The following is a 25,008-nucleotide window of genomic DNA, read 5'->3' as shown; positions in this document are numbered from 1 at the left end:
TTTCAAGCATATTAGATGAAGTTTATGCATAGAGATGCATATCAAATATTGACGCTCTCTAATTAACAAGCAGTGGGTCCTTAGCTGCCTGGCTATCTTGATTAGGAACATGTCGATTCTTCGGCAGAATCTACCAAAGCTGCGCTATTTTGTACGCCAAGCCTAAAAGCCAACGTTAACACGCTCAACAGGCTAAAGCCTCGAGCAAAAAGACCCAAGTTTCTAACCTTGGGTCAAATAAATGCTTTAACTAATTTACGAAGCCGCTAATTTACTTATGCGCTCTCAATCTCGTTGAGTTTTGCATCAACCAATGTTGCCCCAAGGGTATTTTTGAAATGCGCAAGCGCAAACTGATGGTTTGCGGGCGTCAGTGATGCAACTGCTGGCTCAACAACCTCAATGTGATAACCCAGGTTGTAAGCGTCCACTGCCGTGTGCAGCACGCAGATGTCGGTAAGAACGCCAGTTAGGATAACCGTGTTAATGCCGCGCTCCCTCAGACGAATATCAAGATCAGTTCCCGAGAAGGACGAGTAATGGCGCTTGTCCATCCAGAACACATGGCTGTCATCTTTGTGCTGCTGATAGAAATCATTTAGAGGACCAAACAGGTCTCTACCACTTGTGCCAATGATATTGTGGGGTGGGAAAAGCTTAGTCTCTGGATGGAAGTTGTCTTCTGGATCGTGAGCATCAATAGCAAAGAAAATATAATCGCCACGATCAAAAGCGCACTTTGTAGCCTCATAAATAGCATCTGAAATAGCCTGAGCTGGCTTACCTGCCGTGAGCTTTCCGTCATCTGCTACAAAATCGTAGGTGTAGTCAATCGAAATCAAAGCTTTCTTCATGTTTGGTCACGCTTCTTTCTTGAATTTAAAAGAGCAGTCAGTAAAAGAATAGACGCCACCCATTGTACAGGTGACGTCTCTGTATTCCACGCTTAACACGTAAATGTTTTATATGTACGTATTTGGCGCATTGCGGCAGTCCACTTACTTCTTCTGAGAGATTATCAGGTCAACGTTTTCTGTCTTAGTGTCTTCCATGCTCTTACCACCTTTGATGTGGTAGTACTCAACAACTGCATTTACCTCAGTCTGATCAGCAAGAGGCTTTTTCTGATAAGAATCGTTAATAACAAATGCAAAGACCCTCTCGCCACTCTCAAGATAGTTGGAATCGTTAGCCCATACGGAATCATCAGAATTATCTAACTTAAAGGTACAATTTACCCAGTTTTCAGATCTATTGATGATCTCAAAGACGTAGCCTTCAGAGTAACCATCTGGGGATTTAGCAATACCAACATACCTGACATAAAGATCGTCATTATCGATAAGAACTTTGTCCACCTCGGTCTTCAGCTTAAAGCGCATCTTGTATTCGCCCTTAGTAGAAGAGAAGTTATATGCAATAGTGCCCTTGTCTGCCATTGCATCAAAAGGCTTGTACTTAAGGCTGGAATAATCACCTGAGGTTTTAGTGATTTGCTTCAATACTGCCTTGGAACCGTCAGAGCCCTCAACGGTCATCTGACCCGAGGAATCAACGGTTGCTGTATAGCTGCCAGCATTACCTGCAAGGGTGATAGTGAGCTTTCCATTAGCATCAACAGACCAGGTAAAAGGCTTCTGAGCGCCAAAACGGATAAAATTACCCGTGCCGTCATCAGCAAAGTCATAACCATAAATTGACTTCATGGATTCTACTGCTGTTGGGTAAACACTCTCGGGGATATCTCCCTGGTTAGGATCACTAATAGACTTTGCTTCCCAAACGCCTACATAAGGAGCAAGAGCAGCTTTCTTCTCTTCTGCTTCCTTCTGGGCAGCAATCTCTTCAGCCGAGGGACCACCAATGTTAGGAGTGCAAGCCGTAAACACAATGCTGGTAGAAAGCACAAGTGTAAGAACAAGCATAAAAAGTAGTCTACGCTGTTTCAAGAAAGTCCCTCCAACACCAAAGCTCTCTAGATTGACAATGTCCTTTCTTGGCGACACTTTTTTAACGAAGTTCATTCTGCTCAATCTAGGTATCGTCTGAGTGCATTACTTATTCTGCGAAATCGTCAAATCAAACTGCTCGGTCTTCTCGTCTTCAAGACTGCTTCCATCTGCAACATGGGAATACTTAAAAGTTCCCTTAGATTCAGAAAGCTTAGCCAGAGGTACATCTGCGTTGGAGCTATTAACTACAAACTCATAGAATCTCTCGCCAGGCTCAAGAACATTAAGAGCTGTTCCAAACACAGTGGAATCCGAATTATCCACCCTAAAGTCATATGAGGCCGTCTTATCGGACTTGTTGATTACCTCAAAAACATAACCTTCGGTTTGACCGCTTGGTGTTGTGGCGATTCCAACATATCTGACGTACATGTCGTCATTATCAACAACAACCCTGTTGACCTCGGTAACTACCTTAAAATTCATGTAGAAGTCATCATGGGAGGAATAATTTCCTCCAATAGTTCCCTTACCCGTAAGCGCATCAAATGGAGCATATTTAAGAGAAGAGTAATCACCTGAGGTTTTAGTTACTTGGGTAAGCACTGCCTTGGAACCGTCAGAGCCCTCAATGGTCATCTGACCTGAGGAATCAACGGTTGCTGTATAGCTTCCGGCGTTGCCAGCAAGGGTGATGGTAATCTTGCCATCGGCATCAGCGGTCCAGGTAAAGGGCTTCTGAGCACCGAAACGGATGAATAGTCCAGTGCCGTCGTCGGAAAAGTCATAGCCGTAAATGGCCTGGAATGTGTCTCTTGCTGTTGGATAGACGTTCTCGGGAATTTCGCCCTTCTTAGGATCACTAATAGACTTTGCTTCCCAAACGCCCACAAACGGAGCGAGCGCAGCCTTCTTCTCTTCTGCTTCCTTCTGAGCTGCAATTTCTTCAGCCGAAGGCCCACCAATGTTAGGAGTGCAAGCTGTAAACATAACGCCAGCAGAGAGCGCCAAGACAAGCGCAAGAACTGGCAGCATTTTACGTTTTTTCATCAAGTGTCCTTTCAGTGGTAAAGGTGAGTACGCTGAAGATATGCGTTCTTTTGTTACTCAGACTTAGGAGGGATATTTAGGTCAAGCTGTACTTTCTCCCTTTCCGAAACAGGGGTATAGGTTGTTCCGTTATTGTAACCAATAGAAACCGTGGCTTTTGGATTGGAAAGTGCCACAAGAGATCCAGGTGTCTGCGAGACATTAGGAACGAACAAATAGAACTTCTCACCAGGTTGTAAGGAGGCTTGACCAAAGGCATTCAGAGGACCAACTCGATCTCCAAGAGAGAACTCTCCGTAAAATGAGTCAGGACACTTGTTGATAATCTCAAATACGTAACCTTCTTGAGAGCTTCCCGGTACCTGAGCGATAGCGTACAGACTCATATACAGCTTATCCGTATCGATAAGAACTTTATTGACCTCTCGAGTTATTTCAAAATTTTTAAACTTGAGATCGTTATACCTAACCATGGTTGGTACGGTACCTTTATTGGTAAGTTGATCAAATGGCTGATAGGTAGCACTTGCATAGTCTCCAGCAGTAGTTGAAATCTGCTTAAGCTCGGCGTCAGTCTCATCGTCGCCTGTGCCCTTGAGCCTTAACCTGCCAGTCTCAGCGTCAATCTGTCCCGTAAAATAACCCGCAGTTCCCTCAAGGGTAACGGTAATCTTTCCTTCTGCATCAACAGTCCAGGTAAAAGGCTTCATTATGCCAAAGCGAGTAAACAAGCCAGTTCCATCCTCAGCAAAGCTGAAAGCATAAATTGCATGGAACTGTTCTTTATAATCGTCGTAGCCTGCTCCCTCCCTCAGGTTTCCTAGTCCGGGTTCAAAGATGTCATAAGCTTCCCAAACACCTACGATCTGACCAGCAGACTTTTTATTTCCTGCGGGACTGTTATCCCCTGATGAGCATGCACTAAACACTGCACTTACAGAAAGCACCAGTGCAAGCAGGCATCCTAACAGCATTTGACGCTTTTTCATTAAACTTCCTTCCATACGTGCAGCGATATAAAACTAACTCTTAACTGTTACTTGCTCTGCCCAGTAGGCAAATCAAATGTCACGGTTTTCTCGTCATTATGAAGGGCACCATTGCTAGAGTGGTCATACTCAAGAGTGCCTTTTACATCCGTGACTTCAGAAAGTGACTTATCTCTACGTTGGTCATTAAGAACATACTCATAGACTCTCTCACCTGGCTCTAACACGTTAAATCCATAAGCCCAATAACCATCGGTTGGATCTTGAATAGTAAATTGATAGCCGGTTGTATAAGGAGTTCTATTAATAACCTCAAAGACATAGCCCTCAAAACCCTTGAGGTCTTTAAGGGAAGCGATGCCAATAAGCCTTACATAGAGCTCATCGGTATCAACAATAACCTGATCAAGCTCAGTGGTGATATTAAAGCGTAGTTTAGTTTCATGCGATGACTTGTTTTTAGAAATATTGCCTGTTCCTGTTAGTGGATTAAATGGCTCATACCTAATATGAGAATAATCACCTGAGGTTGTACTTACCTGAGTAAGGATAGCTTTAGAACCATCAGAGCCTTCAACGGTCATCTGGCCTGAAGAATCAACGCTTGCTGTATAGCTTCCAGCATTGCCTGCAAGGGTAATAGTAAGCTTTCCATCGGCATCAACAGACCAAGTAAATGGCTTTTGTGCACCGAAGCGAACAAACAAACCAGTGCCATCGTCAGAGAAGTCATAGCCATAAATTGCTAGATAAACATCTCTAACATCTTTGTACATGTCTTCAGTGACTGTGCCATTTTTTTCATCCTCAATTGACTTGGCTTCCCAAATGCCTACAAAGGGAGCAAGAGCAGCTTTCTTCTCTTCTGCTTCCTTCTGAGCGGCAATCTCTTCGGATGATGGTAAACCAAAGTTAAAGTTACACGCAGTAAATACAACACCTGATGAAAGCGCAAGGACCAGTGCACAAGTCAGTGCTAGTTGGCGTCTTTTCATTAAGCATCCTTTCGATAGGTGGGGTGCAAAATTAAAAAATTTAAGACCGTACTATCCAATATGTTACAATAAATCTCTCAAATAGGATAATTATTTATATCCTGAATAGTTCTACCAGCTAAAAGGAGGACGCTTGATGTCACTTCCAACTCCACCAGAAGCACCACAAAAACCCGCTCAAAAACAGGAAATTCCAGGTAACGTTTATCTTTACGATAAAAACGACACCTCCCCCATTCCTCTTACCTACGATGTAATTGATTTTGGTAAACCTCAGGGAGCTGCTAGCCCTCTTGTTGGTTGGGCAGCCGGTGCGTTTTTTGCTGTTGGCGGCCTCTGGAATTTCTTTAATTTAAATGGTGAGGGCACCATTTTTGCAGGAATTCTTTTGTGCGCCATTGGTGGCCTACTTATTGCAGCTGGTTTCTTTATGAATGGCTATAGCATTATTGCTAATGCAAACGGATTCAGGTCTGGAACAGCCAATAGCGGAGAAGTTACCGAGTGGCCTGTTGCTCGTGGTTACTTTACTGTTAAGGTCCGCCTTGGTACTAACAAGACAGCTCGCATGGCTATGAACAGCGCAACTCTAACTATTACTAGACCAGATAATCTTCCTCTTTCTGTTCAGCAAGTTACTTTTACAGGTTCTAACACTGCTGAACTTAAGCAGCGCTGTGAAGTACAGGCTGACCGCATCTGGAACTGGGCTGTTGCAAAGGGATATATTTTTTAACGTGTCCTAAAGGCTCAACTAGCCGCAAGCCACAAATTGCTAAAAAGAACGCTCCTAGAAAATCTTATTTCTAGGGGCGTATTTATTGCTTATTAGCTCTTATGATTTTCTATTGCAGTTTCTTGCGGAGACCAAGCGCAACAAGAGTAGTGCCGGCTGCTGCGACAACACCTGCTACAGAGCCTGCATCACCTGTATTAGGCAGAACGCGCTTCTCGCGCCTTGGTGCAGGAATTTGGGTTGCATCAGAGGCAGGCACAACTGGGGCGGGCTCTGGTTCTGGCTGAGGCTCAGGCTCTGGCTCTGGTTCTGGCTGAGGCTCAGGCTCTGGCTCTGGTTCAGGATTTGGTGCCCAAAGAGGAGCAAAAAAGTAATAGTAAGTTGTAGTGTCATCACGCAGGTCATCAGTAACGGACCACGAAGAAATGTCAGCAAAATTCACGTGGACAAATCCGTTGGCATCAACGGTATAAGGCATCGACTGGTCCGCAGTTGCATTATCCCTTTGATCATTTGAAAGCAATTCTGACGAATATCCTACCAGCGTGTAACCATCTCGCTGAATATTTCCATCAAAAGTAAAACTCTTATGATCGTCTGAAATCGTTGCAGGGATATAGGCATTTCCGTTGTATTGAGTGCCGTATGCGCCGACAACAAGATTGATCCTAGTGTTCCAACCAACTTCAGGATCATAAAAACGAACGATTGTTGCACCATTATCATCTGTTGAAGTGGTGCTAGCAGCAGCTTCAGCTGAAGTGGTTGTCTCAGTTGTCGCAGTCGTCTCAGCTGCGGTGGCTGCTTCAGTTGTAGCGGACGACTCGGTCGAGACGGTTGTCTCAACTGTGACGGTTGCCTCAGCTGCATCGTTAGTTGCAGTCGTTGCAGTAGTTGCGGTTGCTTCTGTCACCTCAGTACCCTCTGCAAGCGCAAGAGAAGAAAATATTGGCGAGAAGACCAATGCTCCTGCAAGAACACCAGAAAGAATAAGAAGCTTTGTGTTGTTGTGAAAATATTTAGACATAGGAATGTATTTCTACTAGGAAACGACTGTTTACTACTGCAGTTTCTTACGTAGGCCAAGCGCAACAAGAGTAGTGCCGGCTGCTGCAACAATACCTGCTACAGAGCTTGCGTCACCTGTATTAGGCAGAACGCTTTTCTCGCGCCTTGGTGCCGGAGTTTGGGTTGCATCAGAGGCAGGCACAACTGGAGTGGGCTCTGGCTCTGGCTCTGGCTCTGGCTGAGGCTGAGGCTCTGGCTCTGGCTCAGGATTTGGTGCCCATAAGGTAGTTAGATGATAGCGAAACGTAATAGTGTTTGTATCAATATCGTCGGTAACACTCCAGGCAACAATATCATCAAAATTCATATGAACATTGCCACTCTCATCGATAGTATATGGTTTCGACATATCTGGTGTTGCATTGTTTATTTCCTCTTGCGAAAAATAACCTGTTGAAAAACCTACCAGTGTGTATCCCTCACGCTGAACATTGCTGCTAAAAGAAACACTCTTAAAATCACCTGAAATAGTTGGTGGAATATAATCTTTTCCGTTATAAGTGCCGCCATCTGTTGATACTGAAATGTGGATTTCACGCATTATGCCATCGGCGCCCATATAAGATCCAACTGCCTCTGCGTCACTATCATCATCTGTTGAGGCAGCAGTGGTCGTCTCAGTTGTAGCAGTCGTTTCGGTCGTAGCGGCAGACGACTCGGTCGAGGCGGTGGCCTCAGTTGTGACGCTTGCCTCAGCTACCTCAGTACCCTCAGCAAGAGCTATCGCAGAAAGTACTGGCGAGAAAACCAACACACTTGCCATAATGCCTGCAATTGCGAGCATCTTTACGTTGTTATGCAAATACTTTGACATTTCATATTCCTTAACTCGTGTATTTCAAGAAAAAATTGTTTTTCTTTTTTGAACATGTTTCAACGGATTAGTAAGTATATATGAAAAGAAATCGCAGGTAAACTGCTAAAACGCCCAGCTAAAGATATTCTTAAAATATCTATAACTGGGCTATAAAAACGATTTACTAAAAGAGGAGGTGTTGTAAATAATTCACGACAAGTTTTAACTTACAGTTTTAATGTTTCGATTGAGCTTAAGTCCTTTGTGACCACAGCTGTGTCAAATTTTATTTCAAATAAAACCAAGGATTCCCCTGCATATTCGATAGTATTTTTGTAGTTTGGAACCTTAGCAATAAATTGATCTGCGACGTCAAAAATAGTTTTTGAACTTTTTTGAACAATTCCTTTTGCTTTCACGTGCTCATTTCCCGAGTGAGGAATTGTGGTAAACGCCACATGTGGGTTTGCTTTTATCTCTTTGATTTTGTCATTCTCTTTAAAAGACGAGAAGTAAAGTACGTTTTCTTCTGGGTCAAAATAAAAATTTACAATCCTCACATTTGGGACATTATTTACAGATGTTGCCAAGGCAATCTCGGTTTGCTCAGACATAATCTTTAAAAATTCTGCTTTTGTACTCATTTGAGAAGATTACCTCTCTTTGAAACTGAAATTAAAACGACTGAACGATTTCTTCTCCACGAGCATTCTGTGGGATAAAGCGAATCTCACGGCGCGGCTCAGCGTCGTCTGATTCCAGCTCTTCCTCAGACAATCTAGAAACATAGACATCCAGGGCTCTCTCACCAATTTGCTCTGCAAATTGCTCTCCCCACTCGATGATAGTTGGACCATCAGACTCAAGCGCATCGTACAGGCCTGTATCTTCAAGCTGATCAGGGTCGTTCAAGCGATACAAGTCAAAGTGGTAGAGAGGCATAAGCGTACCCTCATAAACCATCTCGATAGTAAACGTTGGGCTGGTCACGTCATCCGTGATGCCCATGCCAGCAGCAATGCCCTTAGTGAGCTGCGTTTTCCCAGCGCCCAGGTCTCCCGTAAGCACCAGAACGTCTCCCGCCTGCAGGAGTTTGCCCAGAATCTGACCAAGAGCAATAGTTTGCTCGGTGGTGGTAGAAACATACGTGCCGGCCGCAGTTTTTTCTGGCAGGTTGTTTGTTGCAGCGTCGTTTGCGCTGGTAGAAAGGTTAGTCACACGAGCCTCCTCGAGGGTGTTCCTCAAGCCAATCAGCAAGAAGTCGCAGGTCATCTTTGAGGAACTGCGCCCACTCCTTGCGGTAAATAGTTGATGCGGGATGCATGGTAGGTAGCACGCTAAAGGCGCCTATCTGGTAAAACTTGCCGCGCAGCTCCGTCACGCCCTTATCGGTATGCATGACAAACTGTGTTGCAAAATTACCCAAGCAAACAATAACGTCTGGCTTAATAGCACGAATCTGATTACGAAGATACGGAGAGCACTCCTCTACCTCAGCTACCTTGGGATTTCTGTTTGAAGGTGGTCGGCATTTGACCACGTTAGAGATAAAAACATCCTGGCGAGAAAGGCCAACTTCTTCTAACAACGCATCAAGCTTTTTGCCCGATACGCCCACGAAAGGCTGACCGCTTAGATCCTCATTTTTTCCAGGAGCTTCTCCCACAATCATGACACGAGCTGTGGGATTTGGGCCACCAAACACAATGTTGGTGCGTGTTTCCCACAGCGGACATTTCTTGCAATCAGTTATCTGCTTGCGAATCTCGTCAAGCGTGACTGCCATTAGATGTACACCTTATCGAGGCGCGCACCAAAGTTGCAAACTACCTCGTAATTGATGGTCTCGCGAAGGTCAGCCATCTCATCCGCGGTGATTTCTTGGTCGCCGTCTTTGCCGATGAGGGTAACCACGTCACCATGGCGAATTTCGTGTGCAGGCTTATTAGCGTGTGTACCTGCGGTATCAACAGCAATCATAAACTGATCCATGCAGATATTGCCCACCTGGCGGACACGGTCTCCACGCGTCAAAACATCCATGCGGTTAGAAAGGCTGCGCGCAAGACCGTCGGCGTAGCCAATAGGCACCGTAGCTACCTGGATGTTATTGCGAGGAACACGCCACGTCATACCGTAACTAACGCCGTCGCCAACAGCTGGATATATTACGCGCGTCACGCGACCGCGCACGCTCATAACGGGCTGCAGGTCAATGCGGGGAATGGTGAGCTTGCTTGGATGAAGTCCATACAGGCCAATGCCCACACGAACCATATCGAACTGAATATCTTTGTGCAGAACCGTGCCAGGAGTGTTATCAGCGTGAACCAAGCCCAGCTCATAGCCCGCGTTTTTGAGTGCCGTAACCGCTTCAATAAAGCGATTAACCTGCAGGTCAAAGTCCCAGTTGTCGAGCACGTCGGCCGTAGCAAAATGCGTAAACGTACCAGCGCATTCAAGACCCCTGTGGAAATCGATAGAACCGCGAACCTCAAGTAGATCTTCTCGCCTGACGCCAATGCGGGTCATGCCGGTATCGATGGCCAGGTGATAGCGGCCAACCTTATTAGCTGCAGCAGAAGCCTCACCATACGCAAGGGCAAAGTCAACCGTGTAGACGGAAGGCATAATGTCAAAGCGAACGAGGTCTGGGATGGAAGTAACCGGCGGCTCAGAAAGCACCAGAATGGGGTTATCAATACCGGAACAGCGCAGTTCAACACCCTCATCGACTGTTGCAACGGCAAACTGATCAGCACCCACGGACTGCATGGCTTTAGCGCACTGAGCAGCGCCGTGACCATAGGCGTCGGCCTTGACCACACACATCATTTTGACACCGCGGTTAAGCTGGGCCTTAAACGCCTTTACATTGTGGCGGACGGCAGAAAGATCAATCTCTATCCAAGCCCATCTATCCTGGGGATATGCCGACATCAGGCTCACCTACTCCGCAGCTTCTTCAAAGTCTGTCATAGGGAATGCAATCTGCTCTTCAAGTGCATCGGAGGCAAGGCCAATAACGTCACAGATGTCGCCAGCCATAGCTCCGCGTACACCGAACTTCTCGGCAGCTAGCTGACCTGCGTATGCGTGGACCTCACAGGCAAGTGAGCAGAAGGTTGGCAGGTCATCAACTTGACCAGCAACCTGAGCCAAGCGGCCAGCAATAGTACCAGCAAGAACGTCGCCAGAGCCAGCAGTTGCCAGCGTAACGGGACCAGGCTTTGGCAGCACGGCTTTCTGGACGCCAACGCAGCCAGTTGCGGTTCCCTTAGCAACAATGACCAGCTCAGAGCCACCGTCTGCCCAGACAATCTTGCGGGCAGCCTCAAGCTGACCCACCAGGCTTGCAGGAGGATTGTCTACCTGGTTGACCAGGCGACCAAGCTCGCGACGATGCGGCGTCATGATGAGCGGAGCGGTACGACGAGTGAGCTCGGGGAAATCTGGGAGGTTGTTATTAGTGAGGCGAGCAATGCAGTTGAGTGCGTCGGCATCAACAATAACGGGCAGCTCAGAGTCAAGCAGCACGGAGGTAACTTTGACGGTTCCGCCAGAGACGCGCATGCCAGGGCCAACCAGCGTAACGGTGCGCATAGCGGCAAGCTGCAGCACCAGTGGAGCTGCTTCCTCGGTAAACACGCCCTCAGCGTCGCACGGGAGGCCAATAACGGGAACCTCTGGCAGCATCATCTGAACGCAGCTGACAATGGCCTCAGGAACTGCCAGCGTAACGTAGCCAGCACCCGCACGAGCAGCCGCCTTAGCAGCAAAAACAGCAGCTCCGGGGAAGCGGCTTGAGCCACCAACCACCAATACGGAGCCACGAGAGTATTTATCGCAGTCGTTGAGCTGGGCAGGAACAGAAGCAAGATAATCTTCCAGGTCAACGCGCCAGGCAACAGGATCTGCCTCAACAACCAGACGCTCAGTCTGCTCGGCCAGAGGAGCCACAACAATGGAACCGCAGACGTCTCTACCTGCATCAGCAATAAGGCCGGGCTTGAGCGCAATCATGGTAACGGTAACGTCAGCGACAACACACGCGCTTTCTACCTGGCCCTTCTGCGCAGAAAGGCCACTGGGAACGTCAACGGAAAGTACGCGAGCACCAGACTGATTCAGGCACTCAATCCAAATATCAAACGGAGCACGGACCTTACCGTGGAAGCCGGTACCCAGCATGCAATCAAGCACCACGTCAGCCGTTGCCAGCAGGTCAATCAGCTCCTGGCGAGAAGGGCCAACAAGCACGGAAACTCCCGCGCGAACGGCGCGCTGCGCCATCTGACGTGCAAGATCGCCGGAAATCTGATCAGGCTCAAGCGGAGTGACTACCTTAACGTTGCAGTTTCTAGAGCGCAGCGCTTCTGCTGCCACCCAGCCATCTCCACCGTTATTGCCAAGACCTACGAGGATGACAACGTTAGAGATGTCCCCTCCCATGCCAAGGGCCTCTTGAGCAGCAGCGTAACCTGCACGGTGCATGAGCTCAGAAACGCTCACGCCCACGCGTGTCAGCGCAATCTCTACACGCTTGATGTCCTCAACATTTAGTACCGGCTGCATAACTTACTCCTCGGATTTAACAACATCATCAAAGGTTGTCTCAATTATAGGTTCTTGCACGCGCTCAAGCTCATCCAACACAGAACGAGCTTCTTTGAACGAACGTGCCAGCTCTTGGGCAGCATCTTCCTTTTGATCTACCTTAGGTTTTACGGCGTTGGTTACCGCAACCGCATTGGCCACCGCCACGTCTCTGGTGTACGAGATAGAAAGCGCAATCTCCTGCACGCCCTGCTCAGCCGCAATCTGTGCAGCCTTGCCCGCTAGACGAGCCTGTGGCCTGCCCAACTGATCTCTTTCAACGGAAACATCCTGAAAACCAATACCAGACGAGAAACCCGTTCCTAAGGCTTTAAGCACGGCTTCTCTTGCTGCAAAGCGAGCAGCATAGTGCTCCGCAGGGCGAGCAGTGCGCTCACAATACGCACGCTCGGCATCGGTGAACATACGGCGAATAAAGTGAGGGCGTCTCTCAATTGCCTGCTGCATGCGGGCAATCTCAAGCATATCTACACCTATTCCTGCCAGTGCCATCGTATCCCCTGGATCTATCTGCGCTTAAGCGCTGAGCCTATACTCCTCGAGTGCATCGAGCACAATCTGATTTGCCTGCTGGCAGAGCTCATCGGTTGGAGCTTCTGCAAGAACGCGCACCAGAGGCTCTGTTCCGGAAGCGCGGACCAACACGCGACCATTGCCCTCAAGGAACTTCTCGGCAGCTGCAACTGCGTCGTTGACCTTAGGAGACTGCATAGCAGCCTCTTTGTCGGTGACGCGAACGTTAACCAACTGCTGTGGATATAGTGTAACGGGACGAGTAAGCTCAGAGAGTTTCTCGCGCTCTGCTCGTAAGACCTCCATAATACGGAGGCTGGTCAAGATGCCGTCGCCGGTCTTAGCAAGATCACCAAAGATGATGTGACCACTCTGCTCGCCGCCCAGGCTGTACTCGTTCTCGTTCATGCAAGCGTAGACGTACTTATCGCCCACGTTGGTTTTCTCGTAAGAGAGGCCAGCGTCGTCAAATGCTTTGAACAGGCCAAAGTTGCTCATGACGGTGGTAACTACGGTCTGCTTAGCCAGGCGACCATACTTGTTGAGGTAGGTACCGCAGACGTAGAGAATGAGGTCTCCGTCAACCACATGGCCACGCTCATCAACTGCCAGGCAGCGGTCGGCATCGCCGTCGTAAGCAAAGCCCACATCAAGGCCGTTCTGAACCACAAAACGCTGCAGCTGGTCAATGTGGGTGGAGCCGCAATCAACATTGATGTTGAGGCCGTTTGGAGCGTTGTTGATAACGTGAGTCTCGGCACCCAGAGCATCAAAGACAGGGCGAGCAACACTAGAAGCTGCGCCGTTAGCGCAATCCAGGCCAATCTTCAGGCCCTGGAGGCTAAAACCGCAGCTAGCAATAAGGCTGGAGATGTAGCGGTTGCGGCCCTGCATGTAATCAACCGTGCGGCCAATGCTGTCACCCGTTGCCAGAGGAACGTCAAACTCGCCGTCAATATAGGCCTCTACCTGCTCAAGGACGTCCTCATCCATCTTGTAGCCGTCTTTGTTGACCAGCTTGATGCCGTTATCGGTGAACGGATTGTGGGACGCAGTAATCATGACGCCGCAGTCAAAAGCGCCATCAACAACCTCAAAGCTGACGCCAGGTGTAGGAATAACGTGCAGCATGTACGCGTCGGCACCGGAAGCAACCAAGCCCGAGACAAGTGCAGACTCAAACATATAGCTTGACCTGCGGGTATCCTTACCAATAATGATACGAGCCTTGCGAGCCTGCTTAGCTCCGTAATACCAGCCAATAAAGCGGCCAATTTTGTATGCGTGATCGACGTTCAAACCCTCATTTGCACGGCCTCTAAAGCCGTCGGTTCCAAAGTACTTCATAAGCGTCTCCTAAGCTGCGAATGTAATGTTGTCGGGTGGAGAGCAACGTGCGCGCAAAGCGCCAGCGAACTACTCGACAGGTGGGGCTTCTCGCCAGATGGCGAGAAGAACGTGCGGACTAAAACGGTTGCGCAAATATGCAAAATGCAACCATTTAAAAGTATACAAAAAAGAGACCTGCCGATATACGACAGGTCTCTCTGTAAGGACTTTTTTGGGTCCAGCGGCCTTAGCGCTTGGAGAACTGAGGACGCTTACGAGCCTTCTTCAGACCGTACTTCTTACGCTCGACCGCACGAGAATCGCGGGTGAGGTAGCCGGCCTTCTTAAGGTCATCACGATACTCGCCAGCCTCAAGAAGAGCGCGAGCAATGCCCAGGCGAAGAGCGCCGGACTGGCCGTTGATGCCGCCGCCATCGCAGTTTGCGAGGACGTCAAAACGACCAAGAGTATCAGTAATGCGGAGAGGTGCGGTTGCGTTGTCTACGAGCTGCTGGCGACCAAAGTACTGGGTTGCCTCGCGGCCATTAACGGTAACCTTACCAGTTCCAGGAACAAGACGAACACGAGCGACGGCCTCTTTACGACGGCCGGTGCCGGTGTAAACAGCGGTGTTATCTGCCATCGTTTAGCCCTCCAGCTCAATCTTGACGGGATTCTGTGCAGCATGTGGGTGCTCAGCGCCGGCGTAAACCTTAAGCTTCATACCCTGCTTGCGACCAAGAGTGGTCTTAGGAAGCATGCCCTTGACTGCGTGCTCAACAACACGCTCTGGGTGCTTCTCCATCTCTTCCTTGAAGGAAGTGATCTTCAAGCCACCAAGGTAGCCGGAGTGACGCCAATACTCCTTGTGATCAGCCTTAACACCAGTAAGGACGATCTTGTCTGCATTGATGATGACAACAAAGTCACCAGTATCAGCGTTTGGGGTGTACTGTGGCTTGTTCTTACCACGAAGAATCATGGCAGCCTTTGTAGCCAGACGACCGAGCGTTGCGCCCTCAGCGTCGATGAGCACCCACTTGCGCTCGACTTCGCCAGCCTTGGCGAACTGAGTCGACTTCTTCACTTGACTCCTCCTACGAATTACGAGTTGATAACCCCTGGACGGGTCATCGATGCTTTTTCTTGTCAGAGATTACGGGGCTCTGTGGAAAAGCCTTAAAAGTATACTCCACTCTTTAGCTGTTGTACGCGGGAATTTTTGTTGCTTCACGAATGCAACAATTCGTTCAAATTTGACGGGTTTCTCCACATTGAAAAGCCGTCCACAGCACACGCCACGAGTGCGCCGGGTTTCTCGTCAGAAAAGACCGCGGATATGCGCGTAACAGCGCTGTCCGCGGTTACTTTTTTGCCGAAACTGAAGTATTATCAGCGTAGATAACTTGCGCCGCTTGGCGGTGCTACTCAAGCGCCGATTGCGGCGCCGCAAACCGAGGAGCGACTATGCCCAGCATCTACACCGTCACGCTCAACCCCGCTCTGGACAAGACCGTCCAGGTGTCAAATTTTGCCGTTGACCAGGTGAATCGCATCACGTGGCTCAGGCGAGACGCGGGCGGCAAGGGCATCAACGTATCCAAGGTTATCGCTAAGCTGGGCGGAGAGTCTACCGCCATCGCCGTTCTTGCAGGTCAAACCGGCAAATGGATCGCTGACACGCTTGGCGAGAATAACATCAAGGTCCAGGCGATTTCCGTTCCCGGCGAGACGCGCACCAATCTTAAGGTCGTCGACACCGAGGGTGGCACCAACACCGACATCAACGAACCTGGTCCCGAGGTCACCGATACCGTGCTTGACCAGGCGCTTGCTGACGTGATTGCCAAGACTTCCGCTGGCGACATTGTGGTTCTTTCCGGCAGCCTCCCCCGCGGAGCTTCCGCTGATACGTATGGCCGCTGGACTCGCGCCCTGCGCGACGCCGGACTGAAGGTTTACCTGGATGCCGACGGCGCGGCACTTTCAGCTGGACTTGAGCAGAAACCATACTTCACCAAGCCAAACGACCACGAGCTCTCCGCCATGCTTGGTCGCGAGCTGACCGATGTGGACGCGATTGCCGCTGCCGCGTCCGAAATTGTTGCTGGTGGCATCGACACGGTCTGCGTTTCCATGGGTGGAAACGGCGCCGTCTACGCTACGGCCAACGAGGTTTGGTATGCAGGTCCAGTAAAAGTCCAGGTAGGAAGTACTGTCGGTGCCGGTGACTCCGTTGTGGCGGCGCTTGCCTTTGCGGATGCACAGGGTCTCTCGACAGAAGACGCGCTGCGGCTGGCCATGGCCACGGGTGCCGCAAACGTCATGGAGAGCGGAACTCAAGCGGCGGAGCGCTCGGTTGTGGATTCGCTTATCGAGAAAGTGCAGCTCACGCGCCTGCGCTAGCGTTCGGGGTGCGAGCGCGGGTGCGCGGAGAGCTACGAGTGCACCGGGTTTCTCGCCAGGTGCGCCTTAACAACATGCGCGCCTGAAAAGTGCAAAGAATCTGTATTTTGAATACAGATTCTTTGACAAAATCAGGCAAATCCACAGTTTCTTTTACCTTTTTAGGCAAAATTTACAGAATCTTTGATGAAATCAGGCGCGTGAAAGATAGACTACGTAGCTCTAAATTTTGAGCCTGAAAGCTGCATCATGTCTGAGTGAATTTACTCAGACATGGCGAGAAAAGCCGGCAAAACCACTCAGACATGGCGTGCTTTTCCGGCAAAGAATTCAGACATGACGAGAAAATCAGGCACACATAACGTCTCGCACGCAAGTCGCGCGCATAACGTCTCGCTCGGAGCACCGTCATGCGAAAACGCGCGGGTTTTTCCGCGACTACTTAGCGACGCCCGCAGTTTTTCTGCGGTTGCATTCGAGCTTCCAGCCGATCATCCAACCAACTGCAAGAACGTAATTCTCGATAGCACCAACCAAATTTACCGACTCGTGAGCGCTTAAAAAATGAATGAAATGATTGGTTCCAATTCCGATACCACCCAGAATCAGCGCGAGCAAAATCGCACGTAGATAGACCCAATCGTAGTGGAAACACGTGGTAACCAAAATGATGAGCACCGCGAGATTCCAAAAACCAATCTCTCGCTGCCAACCGGTCGAAATACCATAAGCGGCATTGCTTCCCATGTACTCGGGGGCGACAATTTGCAGAATCGCTGCACCAGTCATCGCGACGATAACCAGCGCAAACATTACCTTCAAAAACTTATTCATGGGCGTCTTCAAAACAAACTCTTTCCGTATCAATTTTCGCTTCGCGTTCAGGGCATATGTTGTAGATTTTGGAGCTCGATTAATCCAAAAGTCTACTCGATAAAACTTTTAATCTCTTCGAGGCGCTCAAGTGCGACTTGGCGACCTGTCAGGTATAGAGACAGCAGGGCTTCACCGGACTTCTCGTTAACTTTAACTTCAACTGGCTCAGGAGGTAGAAGCACCAGCACTCTACCCTCTTCTTCCAGTTCAAAGAGCTGTTTGCGCTGATCCATGTAGCGTTCGGCGCGAGAAGCCAATGCGGCTTCAAAGTATGGATACGCGGAGTAGAGCTGCGAGCGGATAGCAATCTGCTCATTGACGTCGGTTTTTACGAAATTCCTATCCTGCGTGATAATGACCAGCGCTTTCTTTGCCGGCTTGTGGTCGGGAATGTCAACCGCGCGTTCCGCTTTACCGTCGGGCAGGCCAAGCGCGGCCGCAAACGGAATTGAATCGGTAGTTCCACCGTCCAAATAACGATGTCCATCCAGCTCAACCATGCGAGAAACCGTTGGCATCGACGCGGACGCTCGGACCATGGTCACATCTTCCGGAAACTTTTTTACGTGCAGATACGCCGGTGTGCCAAACGTAACGTCGGACGCCACCGCGTACATCTGCATGGGATTTTGGTTGAACGCCTCGTTATCGCAAGGGTCCAGGTGGTTTTGGATTTCGTCAAACATAAAATCCGCACCTGCGATGTCGCCAGTAGTGATCAACGAGCGAATCGAAAGAAAGCGAGGATCGTCCCTAAAGGCCAGCATGATGCGCATGGCGCGACCCATCTGCTTGGACCTGAAGCTCACGGCGTTGATGGCACCTGCGGAAACTCCCCACACGCTCTCAAAGTTGGTGACACCCTTCTCGCGAAGCACGTCAAGAATTCCAGCGGTAAAAATGCCTCGATAACTGCCGCCTTCTAGAATAAGCGCAGTTGAAGATGGGTGCACCGACTCCTGCTCCACGCCACCGTCCTGCGAGAATTTTTGCTGCTGGTCTTCCATAACAACCTCCGAATTTCGTTATTCAGAGTGTACCCAATTTCCGCCTGGTCGCCCGCTCGGTTTCCTCACAAAAAAGCGCCTGAGGTCAGGCGCTTTACATGTACGTTATTTTTTTCTGGCGAGAAACCCGTCGGCTTTGCAACGCGGTCGGTGTCGCAGTTGCCGCGGTTGGAGCCGCAGCTGGCGCTACGCGCTCACTGCGCTTCTTCCCCTACTTGCGGACCTTACGAGAAGCAGCAACAAAACCAAGGCCGCTTACCGCAAGAACTGAAGCTGGAACAACAACGTCTGCGATACCAGTTGCAGGAAGAGTGGATTTCTTCTCTGGTGTTGGTGCAGGAGATGGAGCAGGCTCTGGCTCTGGTGCTGGAGCTGGCTCTGAATCAGGAGTTGGAGCTGGAGTTGGATCTGGAGTAGGTGCAGGAGTTGGATCTGGAATGCGAACAAACTCAACCTCAATGACCTCGTCAAAATCGAGCGCAGGAGTCCAGTGACCCTTAACCGTAACGGTGCCATCGCCGTTGTCGATAATGACTACGCCATCAGCATTGCCAACCATAAATCCGTCTGGAATTGGGTTAGTTACATCAGGCAGAAAGTATGCGTCCTCAGGGGCGTATGGATTAACCGTTGGGTCCATAAGCTGCTCTCTGGTTGGTGCAGGAATAGGAGTTACGCCAGTAGTAGTAGCAGTAGCACCGGTAGTGCTTGTAGGAGCAGGCGCTGTGCCCTCTGCCAGCGCAGATGCTGGAGCAAGTGCCAATGCGGCTGCAAGAGCAGATGAAGCGATACAGACCTTTAAATTCTTCATGTGACTTTTACGCCAAAATTTATGCGCCGGACCCAACGCCGAGAAGCACAAAAATTTTAAATGACTTTTAAAACTAATTTTCCAAAGTCTGATAACATTTCTGCAGGTAAACTATTACGCAACTCAGAGTTGACAAATTTCCAACTCAACTTGGTGGTGTGCAATCAAGGCAATTTTTAGAGTAATAGCCATCACATGTGAATCCCACCACATCACCAACAGAAAGGAACAGCCATGTTACTGAGCGAGAAAATCATGAGTCTCAGAAAGCGTAATGGTTGGTCACAAGAAGAGCTTGCACAACAACTTGGCGTTTCAAGGCAGTCAGTTTCTAAATGGGAGTCCATGGCTTCCATGCCTGATATCCAAAAGATCATGGCCATGAGCGAACTCTTTGGCGTTTCCACAGACTACCTGCTCAAAGACGAGCTCGAGGAGCTTCCAGCCACTGCCATTGCTGCTGATTACGCGGTCTCTTCGGTGCAGAGCGGCTCTTCGGATCCCGCTGCTGCAAGCACCGCAGACAGCCCTGACGGCAGCTCCACCAGCGGCGACTCATCTACCAGCAAAACTGCGGCACCGAAGCTCAGCGTTTCTCTCGACACAGCCACCGAATACCTGGATGCAATCGCACGAACTTCTCGCCCCACAGCAGGCGCAATTACCCTCTTTATCCTGGGACCCGCGCTTCTTGTCTCGCTTGCAACATACAGCGAAGACGCGCTCTACTTTAATCCGATGCGCATTTCTCCAGATGCGATGGGCATCGCAGGAATTTGCATCATGATGCTCTTCATTGCTGCGGGCGTTGGCTTGCTGATTCTCCAAGACATGAAGCTCGCGAAGTTTAAGCAGCTCAAGGAGGCCTCTCTCGAGCTCCAGTACGGTGTCGAAGCCGCCGTTCGTAGACGCGCCGAGTCAACCGAATCGTTGCGCTACATGCAACAAGCCGCCGGCGTCTGCCTTACCATCCTGAGCGCAATCCCCTTCCTTATTGCCTCGTACTATGGGACTGGCCTCATCTTTGCCCTTGGCTTCTTCGTGGCAGCAATTCTGGTTTCTCTTGGCGTTTACCTGCTGGTTTACTCGGGAATCATCAGAGATGGCTATAGGGTTCTTCTCCAGGAAGGCGATTTCTCTCACGACGAGAAAAGCAACAAGAGAGACTCCAAATCCGCAGCATTGAAGTACAGGCCAATTGCCAGGGCGTATTTTGGCACCATTACCTTGCTGTACGTGGGCTATAGCTTCATCACCAAGGACTGGAAAAGTTCCTGGATTATCTGGCCTGTTTCCGCGCTCCTCTACCACATCATCATCAGCATCCTGAACGCTCTGAAGAAACGATAGGCGCTTGCCGGCACGAGCCCAGCCTAGGTACAGGTCAAATACGACTCGCAAGAGCTCGGTCTTCTCGACAGACCGAGCTTTTTGTGTATAGCTCGGCGAAGGTTCCTTTGAGCCTGAAAAGTACAAAGAATCTGTGTTTGGGACACAGATTCTTTGAAGAAATCAGGCAGAATCCACCGATTCTTTTATGTTTTCAGGCAAAACCTACCGATTCTTTGCAGAACTCAGGCGCAGCTACGCGATCCAGAATCAGTTGAAACTTTATGCGCGACGAGATGCCTGATACTTCTCGAAAGCAGCCTTATATTTCTCTTCCTCTTTCTTGAAAATAGCATTGAAGACTAAGGTTGTAACCAGCAGAATGACCAGGTACAGCGCAGTAAACGACATCCAAGCCTGAGCCATATTTGGCACCCATCCTCCAATGAGCGCCATCGCTACAAGCGTTGGGAACAGGCAAACGTTGAAGCCAAGAAACCTGTGAAGGTAGCTGAGCTTAGTAATCAGAGGCTGATAGTTGAACCAAATCTGCTGGTAAATCCCCGACAGGACGCCGGCGGCGATCAGCGTAAGAAGTATGATGTTATTTTGCCTGTCACCATAATTGGTTGCCAGCGCAATGACGCCATACACAAGCGAGATGCCGGTGAAGCATATCGCGCCACCTGAAATACCTTTGCACATGATTTGACCTACTGTTTTATTGAGTCCCTCATCAAATTCTTGCTGAGTCTTTCGCTCAATTCCTTGCCAGTTTTGTGATTCGTTGCGTTCCATAATGTTCCCTTCTCTGGGATAAAACTGCTGTTAAAGTGTGGTTCGAGTGGTGTTTGGCGCTCGGCACCGGGAGCGATGCGCGAGAAAATCCGCTGGCCCTTACACAATTCCGATACGTCGTTTGATTTCCGCAGCGTACTTTCTTGAAGCAACAAGGGGTTTCTCGCCAAGCGACAGCAACATGCGGCCGGAACCTGCGGGTTTGATGCCCGTAACCTGATCCAAATTGACCAGTTCCTGTCGAGAAGTGCGCACAAACGCCGTGTCTTTGAGCGCGTCCTCGAGCTCGGTCAAGCGACTAGAACTTTCCAGAGTCTCCCCGTTTACCAGGTGAATCAGTGTCACACTGCCATCCGTCTGAATCCATGCAACATCCGCGAGAAGGACGACGCGCCTGTTGATGGTTCCGGGAACGTATCCAGTCATCTTTCCGTCAACCATCTGGAGCTGACGGACAATTCCCGAAACGCGCGGGTCATCGGGGCCGCTCAAGATGGTCACTTCGATTTGCGCGCGACCCTTTTCTTCAACTACACGAATTTCCATGACACTTCCAAACAACTTACTTGACCTAACGTTTCGTTTTCTTGCTGCAGCGGAATTGTAGTCCGCTTGCTTCCTTGCCTTAAGGCATCTTTAGAATAACGGTTGCATCTCTTATGTGGGACTTCGTGTCACTCAAATGCACTAACTGGCTCGTGAAATGCAATCTTTGCGCTTCGGATGCCGTTCTTGCGCTTGAACGTCGCTTGAACGGCGCTTTGCGTGCGCCCGAGCTCGCATGTACGAACGCGTGTGCATGCGAACACATTCACGGTCCTACACAAAAAGCCGCCCTCAAAATGAGAGCGGCTTGAAGTTACCGTGCGCTATGCCTGCGAGCGTCTCAACCTCGCTGCAGCTTAGTTCCTAGCTGCGTGAAGCTTGAGCGTACCCAGTGCAAAGAGAACTGCTGCGCTGCCTGCAATAGCGAACATAAGCGTGTTCTGCAGTGCGTCGTCGCCAGTGTAAGGAGTGCGGGACTTGCGAGGCTTAGGGACAACAGGGTTGGTGGTGGTATTGGTGTCTGTGTCGATAAGGCCATCACTGACGTGAGCGGTGTTTACAACCGTGACGTCCTTCTCGCCCTTGTTGACCTTGACCTGGAAGGTAACGGTGAGTGTGTCGCCCGAAGCAACGTTCTGTGTCCAGGTTACAGTACGCGTAGCTGGGTCGAAGGTGCCGCCGTTATCAGCAGAACCATCAACGTAGGTCGTGTGCTCTGGGATGACATCGGTGATGGTTACATCGCGAGCAGTGTTGGTGGTGTTGGTGTAAGTAACGGAATAAGTGAGCACCTGACCAGCAGTTACCTTGTTGCCGTCGATGGAGTTACCCTGACCGTCCAGGACATCCTTCTTTGGCTGAGGCAGAACTACCCAAACGCCAATAAAGTGAGCGTTTTTGTGGTCAATGACCTCGGAATCGTGATCGTAACCGATAAACACCCACGTTCCATCCGGAGTCTCTACGCGAGTAACGCCACCAAGAGGCTGATCAGGGGTAACGGTGGTTCCGTTAGGAATTCTAGTCTGCTTACCAGGCAGCAGGTCCAGGACCTCCTGAGGAAGCTCCCTATTAGGAGTACCACTTACAAACTCGTGGGTCTTCTCGTACAAAAGCTCAGTGGTTACCTTATTGGAGTGAGCAACGTTTCCGTCAACGACCTGTGTGAGCTCGTTATCAATGTTGGAGCCATCAGTCTCTACCTTGCTGTTGGTAACAGTCTTGTAGGTAATAACAAATTTCTTGCCGCCATTTGCCTTGGTGAGCAGGTGGTCCTTGATGTTGACGGTAACCTTCTGACCATCAACAGAAACGGTATAGTCAGTACCTTCGGTCAGGGTCTGGCCGTCAAAGCTTACGGTAAGGCTCTGGAAATCAAGGCGCTCGTCAAAGGTGTCAACCATGCTCATCGACTTAATCTTGCCGATGGTATCAATGCCCTGCTTTGGCAGCGTAAAGGTGCCGGTATAGGTAATGGTTTCTCCGGCCTTAGCAGGAGCCTGCTCTGGATCAACGGCCTTTACTGGAGCTGGAGTAATTGCCTCAGTGTACACACCAAAAAGGCTGCCGCTGGTAGCCGCGCTGGTGGACTCAAACGTCATACTGCTTGACTTGGACTTAACAGCAAAACCTGCAAGGTTCTTCTCCTGGTCAGGACCAGAGGTTCCACGAACAGGATTCCAGGTAATATTGCCACCGCTGGTGCTCTCAACAAGAATGTTCCTGTTGTTCATAACAATGCTATCGATGGTGCTATTGGCGTTAATAAGCGAGAAGGTCTCATTTGCGCCAGTATCACCGACAACGTCAATATCACTTGGCTGCATAACAAGCTTGAGGTCACAAGGGGTGCCATCGGTGTACTTAAGCTCTACAGTCACGTTTGCGTTGATTGCATAGGACCTGAACATATCAGCCGTATAGCTGGGGTGATTCACGTCAATATAGTCCATAATCTGGAAGGACTTAGTTCCCCAGTTCTCATCAACGGTCAAAAATGCAACGTCAGTCTTATTAGGGTTGTTGTAATCTGCGTTGGCGTTCTTAAGGGTAAGGTCCAGAGAGTTGATGGTGACATAAACGTCAACGGACTTGCCGTCAACAGTACCAGCGTTAGAGAACTTCAGAGAAAGCGGCTGGTTATACTGCTGGTTGGAACCGTCTTTAGTTGGCTGAACAACAAAAGCTGTTGAGGGCAGTCTGCCTGTATCAGAAGCAGGAATCTCTACACGCTTAACGCCAGTTCCCTGCGAGAGAACAGTCATGTTGTCTCTGGTCAGCGTGAACTGGTAAATGTTGATCTGGGTAAGATCACTATCGTCTTTCTGGCGATCAAGTGCCTGAGCTGTGTTAATAGACATAAACAGGCATGCCACAACCATGGTGAGAAAGACTGAGATTCTCTTAAGAAAACCTTTTTTCATGATGGCCCCTCAAAAAGATGTGCATATTACATCTATATTTTCTTACAAATTGATAGCCAAAACATATGAGAAATTAGTATTCACATAAAAAGTGAATTTGGCTGATAAATAGTACAGTTCACATGGACAGTACTGTTTTGAAAATAGTTCAAATTTTTGTATCCGCGCCACATCTGCTGCTGGCGAACATGAATTCAGCCGTCGCGCTTCAAGACGCCGCACCCAGTCCGCGGCCTCGGCCCGCAGGCCTCTGCTCACGCGCCTTAGTTTGCTCCGCCAGGACGAGAAGGTCTACCAGCTTGATGATTATCTGGCTCTTGAACTTTCTCTGTCTTGGAGCAAATCCATGCAACGGTATAGCCAACGCAGCCGATAAACAGGCAGGTTAGACCTAACATAAGCATTTTCTCGCCAACGCCAAAGTTAATCTCGTATTGAATTTTGAGCGCCAGCGGAGGATCCTGCAAAGGAAGCCCTGCTTTAGCAAACAGGTAGTATGCACCCATGAGCGCACTTAAAATACCTGAAATTAAAAATCCTTGTGAAAGGTTTTTGATTACTTGGGCCGCTTTATTCACGTCGCATCATCTCCTTATGTGGCTATAGTAAAGCAAAACGATGAGAAGCCCAAAAAGAGAGCCAGCGGATGAACTGCCTCCCATTTCTTGGACATAAGAAATTGGAGTCAGTTCAAAACACACCTAAGTCAGATAATCTGTTAAAAAGACGTATACATGACGCTGAAAATACCTTAAACATGCAGATTA

Annotated in this window: 26 protein-coding genes; 3 read left to right on the top strand and 23 right to left on the bottom strand. The window is 49.4% G+C overall.

All coding sequences use genetic code 11. The annotated features are described in order from the left end of the window. Positions 1–275 precede the first annotated feature (275 nt). From HMPREF1647_RS01975 to HMPREF1647_RS01955, 5 genes are all read right to left on the bottom strand, one after another. Entirely contained in the window at positions 276–854 is a 579-nt protein-coding gene (locus HMPREF1647_RS01975) for a cysteine hydrolase family protein (RefSeq protein ID WP_035431606.1), read from the bottom strand. A gap of 144 nt (positions 855–998) precedes the next feature. Beyond that, entirely contained in the window at positions 999–1,925 is a 927-nt protein-coding gene (locus HMPREF1647_RS01970; protein ID WP_262363784.1) for a hypothetical protein, read from the bottom strand. 129 nt (positions 1,926–2,054) lie between these two features. After that, positions 2,055–3,002, bottom strand: a complete 948-nt coding sequence (locus HMPREF1647_RS01965) for a lipoprotein (RefSeq protein ID WP_035431604.1) — start codon at positions 3,000–3,002, stop codon at positions 2,055–2,057. A 53-nt stretch (positions 3,003–3,055) separates the two neighbouring features. Continuing rightward, a complete protein-coding gene (locus HMPREF1647_RS07080) occupies positions 3,056–3,991 on the bottom strand; it encodes a hypothetical protein (RefSeq protein WP_222926889.1) in 936 nt (311 codons plus the stop codon). Between the two features lie 47 nt (positions 3,992–4,038). After that, complete coding sequence (locus HMPREF1647_RS01955) at positions 4,039–4,986, bottom strand: hypothetical protein (protein WP_052039091.1); 948 nt, start codon at positions 4,984–4,986, stop codon at positions 4,039–4,041. Positions 4,987–5,122: 136 nt separating this feature from the next. Here HMPREF1647_RS01955 and HMPREF1647_RS01950 point away from each other — a divergent pair, with 136 nt between their 5' ends. Further along, positions 5,123–5,722: a hypothetical protein gene (locus HMPREF1647_RS01950; protein ID WP_035431602.1), complete on the top strand. Its 600-nt coding sequence runs from the start codon at positions 5,123–5,125 to the stop codon at positions 5,720–5,722. Positions 5,723–5,831: 109 nt separating this feature from the next. Here the strand turns inward: HMPREF1647_RS01950 and HMPREF1647_RS07045 are convergent, their stop codons facing one another. The 11 genes from HMPREF1647_RS07045 to rplM form a co-directional block, all read right to left on the bottom strand. Continuing rightward, positions 5,832–6,749 carry an LPXTG cell wall anchor domain-containing protein gene (locus HMPREF1647_RS07045; RefSeq protein WP_035431600.1) on the bottom strand — a complete coding sequence of 306 codons (918 nt, stop codon included), beginning with the start codon at positions 6,747–6,749 and terminating at the stop codon, positions 5,832–5,834. 33 nt (positions 6,750–6,782) lie between these two features. Further along, positions 6,783–7,604, bottom strand: coding sequence for an LPXTG cell wall anchor domain-containing protein (locus HMPREF1647_RS01940; RefSeq protein ID WP_035431598.1), 822 nt, complete (start codon positions 7,602–7,604; stop codon positions 6,783–6,785). A gap of 209 nt (positions 7,605–7,813) precedes the next feature. Further along, complete coding sequence (locus HMPREF1647_RS01935) at positions 7,814–8,230, bottom strand: pyridoxamine 5'-phosphate oxidase family protein (RefSeq protein WP_035431596.1); 417 nt, start codon at positions 8,228–8,230, stop codon at positions 7,814–7,816. Positions 8,231–8,261: 31 nt separating this feature from the next. Beyond that, positions 8,262–8,804: a tRNA (adenosine(37)-N6)-threonylcarbamoyltransferase complex ATPase subunit type 1 TsaE gene (gene tsaE / locus HMPREF1647_RS01930; protein WP_081933302.1), complete on the bottom strand. Its 543-nt coding sequence runs from the start codon at positions 8,802–8,804 to the stop codon at positions 8,262–8,264. After that, a complete protein-coding gene (locus HMPREF1647_RS01925; protein ID WP_035431595.1) occupies positions 8,797–9,372 on the bottom strand; it encodes a uracil-DNA glycosylase in 576 nt (191 codons plus the stop codon). The genes tsaE and HMPREF1647_RS01925 overlap by 8 nt, the downstream gene beginning before the upstream one ends. Then, positions 9,372–10,526: an alanine racemase gene (alr, locus tag HMPREF1647_RS01920; RefSeq protein ID WP_035431593.1), complete on the bottom strand. Its 1,155-nt coding sequence runs from the start codon at positions 10,524–10,526 to the stop codon at positions 9,372–9,374. Before alr ends, HMPREF1647_RS01925 begins: the two co-directional genes overlap by 1 nt. A 9-nt stretch (positions 10,527–10,535) precedes the next feature. Further along, positions 10,536–12,161 carry a bifunctional ADP-dependent NAD(P)H-hydrate dehydratase/NAD(P)H-hydrate epimerase gene (locus HMPREF1647_RS01915; protein WP_035431591.1) on the bottom strand — a complete coding sequence of 542 codons (1,626 nt, stop codon included), beginning with the start codon at positions 12,159–12,161 and terminating at the stop codon, positions 10,536–10,538. A gap of 3 nt (positions 12,162–12,164) precedes the next feature. Beyond that, a complete protein-coding gene (acpS, locus tag HMPREF1647_RS01910) occupies positions 12,165–12,695 on the bottom strand; it encodes a holo-ACP synthase (protein WP_035431588.1) in 531 nt (176 codons plus the stop codon). Between the two features lie 24 nt (positions 12,696–12,719). Beyond that, entirely contained in the window at positions 12,720–14,063 is a 1,344-nt protein-coding gene (gene glmM / locus HMPREF1647_RS01905; protein ID WP_035428790.1) for a phosphoglucosamine mutase, read from the bottom strand. Positions 14,064–14,292: 229 nt separating this feature from the next. After that, the gene (rpsI, locus tag HMPREF1647_RS01900) at positions 14,293–14,688 is read right to left on the bottom strand and encodes a 30S ribosomal protein S9 (RefSeq protein WP_035431586.1); all 396 of its coding nucleotides are present in this window, start codon (positions 14,686–14,688) and stop codon (positions 14,293–14,295) included. A gap of 3 nt (positions 14,689–14,691) precedes the next feature. After that, positions 14,692–15,132, bottom strand: a complete 441-nt coding sequence (gene rplM / locus HMPREF1647_RS01895; RefSeq protein WP_035428787.1) for a 50S ribosomal protein L13 — start codon at positions 15,130–15,132, stop codon at positions 14,692–14,694. Positions 15,133–15,512: 380 nt separating this feature from the next. On the opposite strand from rplM, the gene pfkB reads away from it, so the two are divergent. Next, complete coding sequence (gene pfkB / locus HMPREF1647_RS01890) at positions 15,513–16,451, top strand: 1-phosphofructokinase (protein ID WP_035431585.1); 939 nt, start codon at positions 15,513–15,515, stop codon at positions 16,449–16,451. A 438-nt stretch (positions 16,452–16,889) separates the two neighbouring features. On the opposite strand, the gene HMPREF1647_RS01885 is transcribed toward pfkB, so the two are convergent. The 3 genes from HMPREF1647_RS01885 to HMPREF1647_RS07040 all read right to left on the bottom strand — a co-directional run bounded on the left by HMPREF1647_RS01885 (position 16,890) and on the right by HMPREF1647_RS07040 (position 19,145). Continuing rightward, a complete protein-coding gene (locus HMPREF1647_RS01885) occupies positions 16,890–17,285 on the bottom strand; it encodes a hypothetical protein (RefSeq protein WP_035431609.1) in 396 nt (131 codons plus the stop codon). Between the two features lie 92 nt (positions 17,286–17,377). After that, on the bottom strand, positions 17,378–18,334 hold the full coding sequence (locus HMPREF1647_RS01880; protein WP_081933301.1) for a patatin-like phospholipase family protein: 957 nt from the start codon (positions 18,332–18,334) through the stop codon (positions 17,378–17,380). Between the two features lie 211 nt (positions 18,335–18,545). Then, the gene (locus HMPREF1647_RS07040; RefSeq protein WP_035431583.1) at positions 18,546–19,145 is read right to left on the bottom strand and encodes a hypothetical protein; all 600 of its coding nucleotides are present in this window, start codon (positions 19,143–19,145) and stop codon (positions 18,546–18,548) included. A 255-nt stretch (positions 19,146–19,400) separates the two neighbouring features. On the opposite strand from HMPREF1647_RS07040, the gene HMPREF1647_RS01870 reads away from it, so the two are divergent. Further along, entirely contained in the window at positions 19,401–20,495 is a 1,095-nt protein-coding gene (locus tag HMPREF1647_RS01870) for a helix-turn-helix domain-containing protein (RefSeq protein WP_262363783.1), read from the top strand. Between the two features lie 261 nt (positions 20,496–20,756). Here HMPREF1647_RS01870 and HMPREF1647_RS01865 read toward each other — a convergent pair whose 3' ends face one another. From HMPREF1647_RS01865 to HMPREF1647_RS01850, 4 genes are all read right to left on the bottom strand, one after another. Next, positions 20,757–21,272 (bottom strand): DUF3021 family protein, encoded by a 516-nt coding sequence (locus tag HMPREF1647_RS01865; protein ID WP_035431579.1) that lies wholly within the window; start codon positions 21,270–21,272, stop codon positions 20,757–20,759. A 99-nt stretch (positions 21,273–21,371) separates the two neighbouring features. Beyond that, the gene (locus HMPREF1647_RS01860) at positions 21,372–21,818 is read right to left on the bottom strand and encodes a LytTR family DNA-binding domain-containing protein (protein ID WP_035431577.1); all 447 of its coding nucleotides are present in this window, start codon (positions 21,816–21,818) and stop codon (positions 21,372–21,374) included. 356 nt (positions 21,819–22,174) lie between these two features. Continuing rightward, positions 22,175–24,241, bottom strand: a complete 2,067-nt coding sequence (locus HMPREF1647_RS01855) for an Sgo0707 family adhesin (protein WP_035431575.1) — start codon at positions 24,239–24,241, stop codon at positions 22,175–22,177. Positions 24,242–24,504: 263 nt separating this feature from the next. After that, positions 24,505–24,819 carry a hypothetical protein gene (locus HMPREF1647_RS01850; RefSeq protein WP_035431573.1) on the bottom strand — a complete coding sequence of 105 codons (315 nt, stop codon included), beginning with the start codon at positions 24,817–24,819 and terminating at the stop codon, positions 24,505–24,507. Between the last annotated feature and the right edge of the window lie 189 nt (positions 24,820–25,008).

This window comes from Lancefieldella parvula DNF00906 (assembly GCF_000758945.1).
Taxonomy (GTDB): Bacteria; Actinomycetota; Coriobacteriia; order Coriobacteriales; family Atopobiaceae; genus Lancefieldella; species Lancefieldella parvula_C.
Note: the sequence above shows the minus strand (reverse complement) of the source record. Positions and strands in the feature narration are given on the sequence as shown.

What these genes read in the sequence shown, in the direction of transcription:
- acpS (WP_035431588.1), bottom strand. Translation starts at nt 12,695, where the DNA reads ATGGCACTGGCAGGAATAGGTGTAGATATGCTTGAGATTGCCCGCATG.
- HMPREF1647_RS01970 (WP_262363784.1), bottom strand. Translation starts at nt 1,925, where the DNA reads ATGCTTGTTCTTACACTTGTGCTTTCTACCAGCATTGTGTTTACGGCT.
- rpsI (WP_035431586.1), bottom strand. Translation starts at nt 14,688, where the DNA reads ATGGCAGATAACACCGCTGTTTACACCGGCACCGGCCGTCGTAAAGAG.
- HMPREF1647_RS01860 (WP_035431577.1), bottom strand. Translation starts at nt 21,818, where the DNA reads ATGGAAATTCGTGTAGTTGAAGAAAAGGGTCGCGCGCAAATCGAAGTG.
- HMPREF1647_RS01915 (WP_035431591.1), bottom strand. Translation starts at nt 12,161, where the DNA reads ATGCAGCCGGTACTAAATGTTGAGGACATCAAGCGTGTAGAGATTGCG.
- HMPREF1647_RS01865 (WP_035431579.1), bottom strand. Translation starts at nt 21,272, where the DNA reads ATGGAACGCAACGAATCACAAAACTGGCAAGGAATTGAGCGAAAGACT.
- HMPREF1647_RS01950 (WP_035431602.1), top strand. Translation starts at nt 5,123, where the DNA reads ATGTCACTTCCAACTCCACCAGAAGCACCACAAAAACCCGCTCAAAAA.
- HMPREF1647_RS07080 (WP_222926889.1), bottom strand. Translation starts at nt 3,991, where the DNA reads ATGAAAAAGCGTCAAATGCTGTTAGGATGCCTGCTTGCACTGGTGCTT.
- HMPREF1647_RS07040 (WP_035431583.1), bottom strand. Translation starts at nt 19,145, where the DNA reads ATGAAGAATTTAAAGGTCTGTATCGCTTCATCTGCTCTTGCAGCCGCA.
- glmM (WP_035428790.1), bottom strand. Translation starts at nt 14,063, where the DNA reads ATGAAGTACTTTGGAACCGACGGCTTTAGAGGCCGTGCAAATGAGGGT.
- HMPREF1647_RS07045 (WP_035431600.1), bottom strand. Translation starts at nt 6,749, where the DNA reads ATGTCTAAATATTTTCACAACAACACAAAGCTTCTTATTCTTTCTGGT.
- HMPREF1647_RS01925 (WP_035431595.1), bottom strand. Translation starts at nt 9,372, where the DNA reads ATGGCAGTCACGCTTGACGAGATTCGCAAGCAGATAACTGATTGCAAG.
- HMPREF1647_RS01965 (WP_035431604.1), bottom strand. Translation starts at nt 3,002, where the DNA reads ATGAAAAAACGTAAAATGCTGCCAGTTCTTGCGCTTGTCTTGGCGCTC.
- HMPREF1647_RS01885 (WP_035431609.1), bottom strand. Translation starts at nt 17,285, where the DNA reads ATGAATAAGTTTTTGAAGGTAATGTTTGCGCTGGTTATCGTCGCGATG.
- pfkB (WP_035431585.1), top strand. Translation starts at nt 15,513, where the DNA reads ATGCCCAGCATCTACACCGTCACGCTCAACCCCGCTCTGGACAAGACC.
- alr (WP_035431593.1), bottom strand. Translation starts at nt 10,526, where the DNA reads ATGTCGGCATATCCCCAGGATAGATGGGCTTGGATAGAGATTGATCTT.
- HMPREF1647_RS01880 (WP_081933301.1), bottom strand. Translation starts at nt 18,334, where the DNA reads ATGGAAGACCAGCAGCAAAAATTCTCGCAGGACGGTGGCGTGGAGCAG.
- HMPREF1647_RS01855 (WP_035431575.1), bottom strand. Translation starts at nt 24,241, where the DNA reads ATGAAAAAAGGTTTTCTTAAGAGAATCTCAGTCTTTCTCACCATGGTT.
- HMPREF1647_RS01975 (WP_035431606.1), bottom strand. Translation starts at nt 854, where the DNA reads ATGAAGAAAGCTTTGATTTCGATTGACTACACCTACGATTTTGTAGCA.
- HMPREF1647_RS01955 (WP_052039091.1), bottom strand. Translation starts at nt 4,986, where the DNA reads ATGAAAAGACGCCAACTAGCACTGACTTGTGCACTGGTCCTTGCGCTT.
- HMPREF1647_RS01870 (WP_262363783.1), top strand. Translation starts at nt 19,401, where the DNA reads ATGAGTCTCAGAAAGCGTAATGGTTGGTCACAAGAAGAGCTTGCACAA.
- HMPREF1647_RS01940 (WP_035431598.1), bottom strand. Translation starts at nt 7,604, where the DNA reads ATGTCAAAGTATTTGCATAACAACGTAAAGATGCTCGCAATTGCAGGC.
- HMPREF1647_RS01935 (WP_035431596.1), bottom strand. Translation starts at nt 8,230, where the DNA reads ATGAGTACAAAAGCAGAATTTTTAAAGATTATGTCTGAGCAAACCGAG.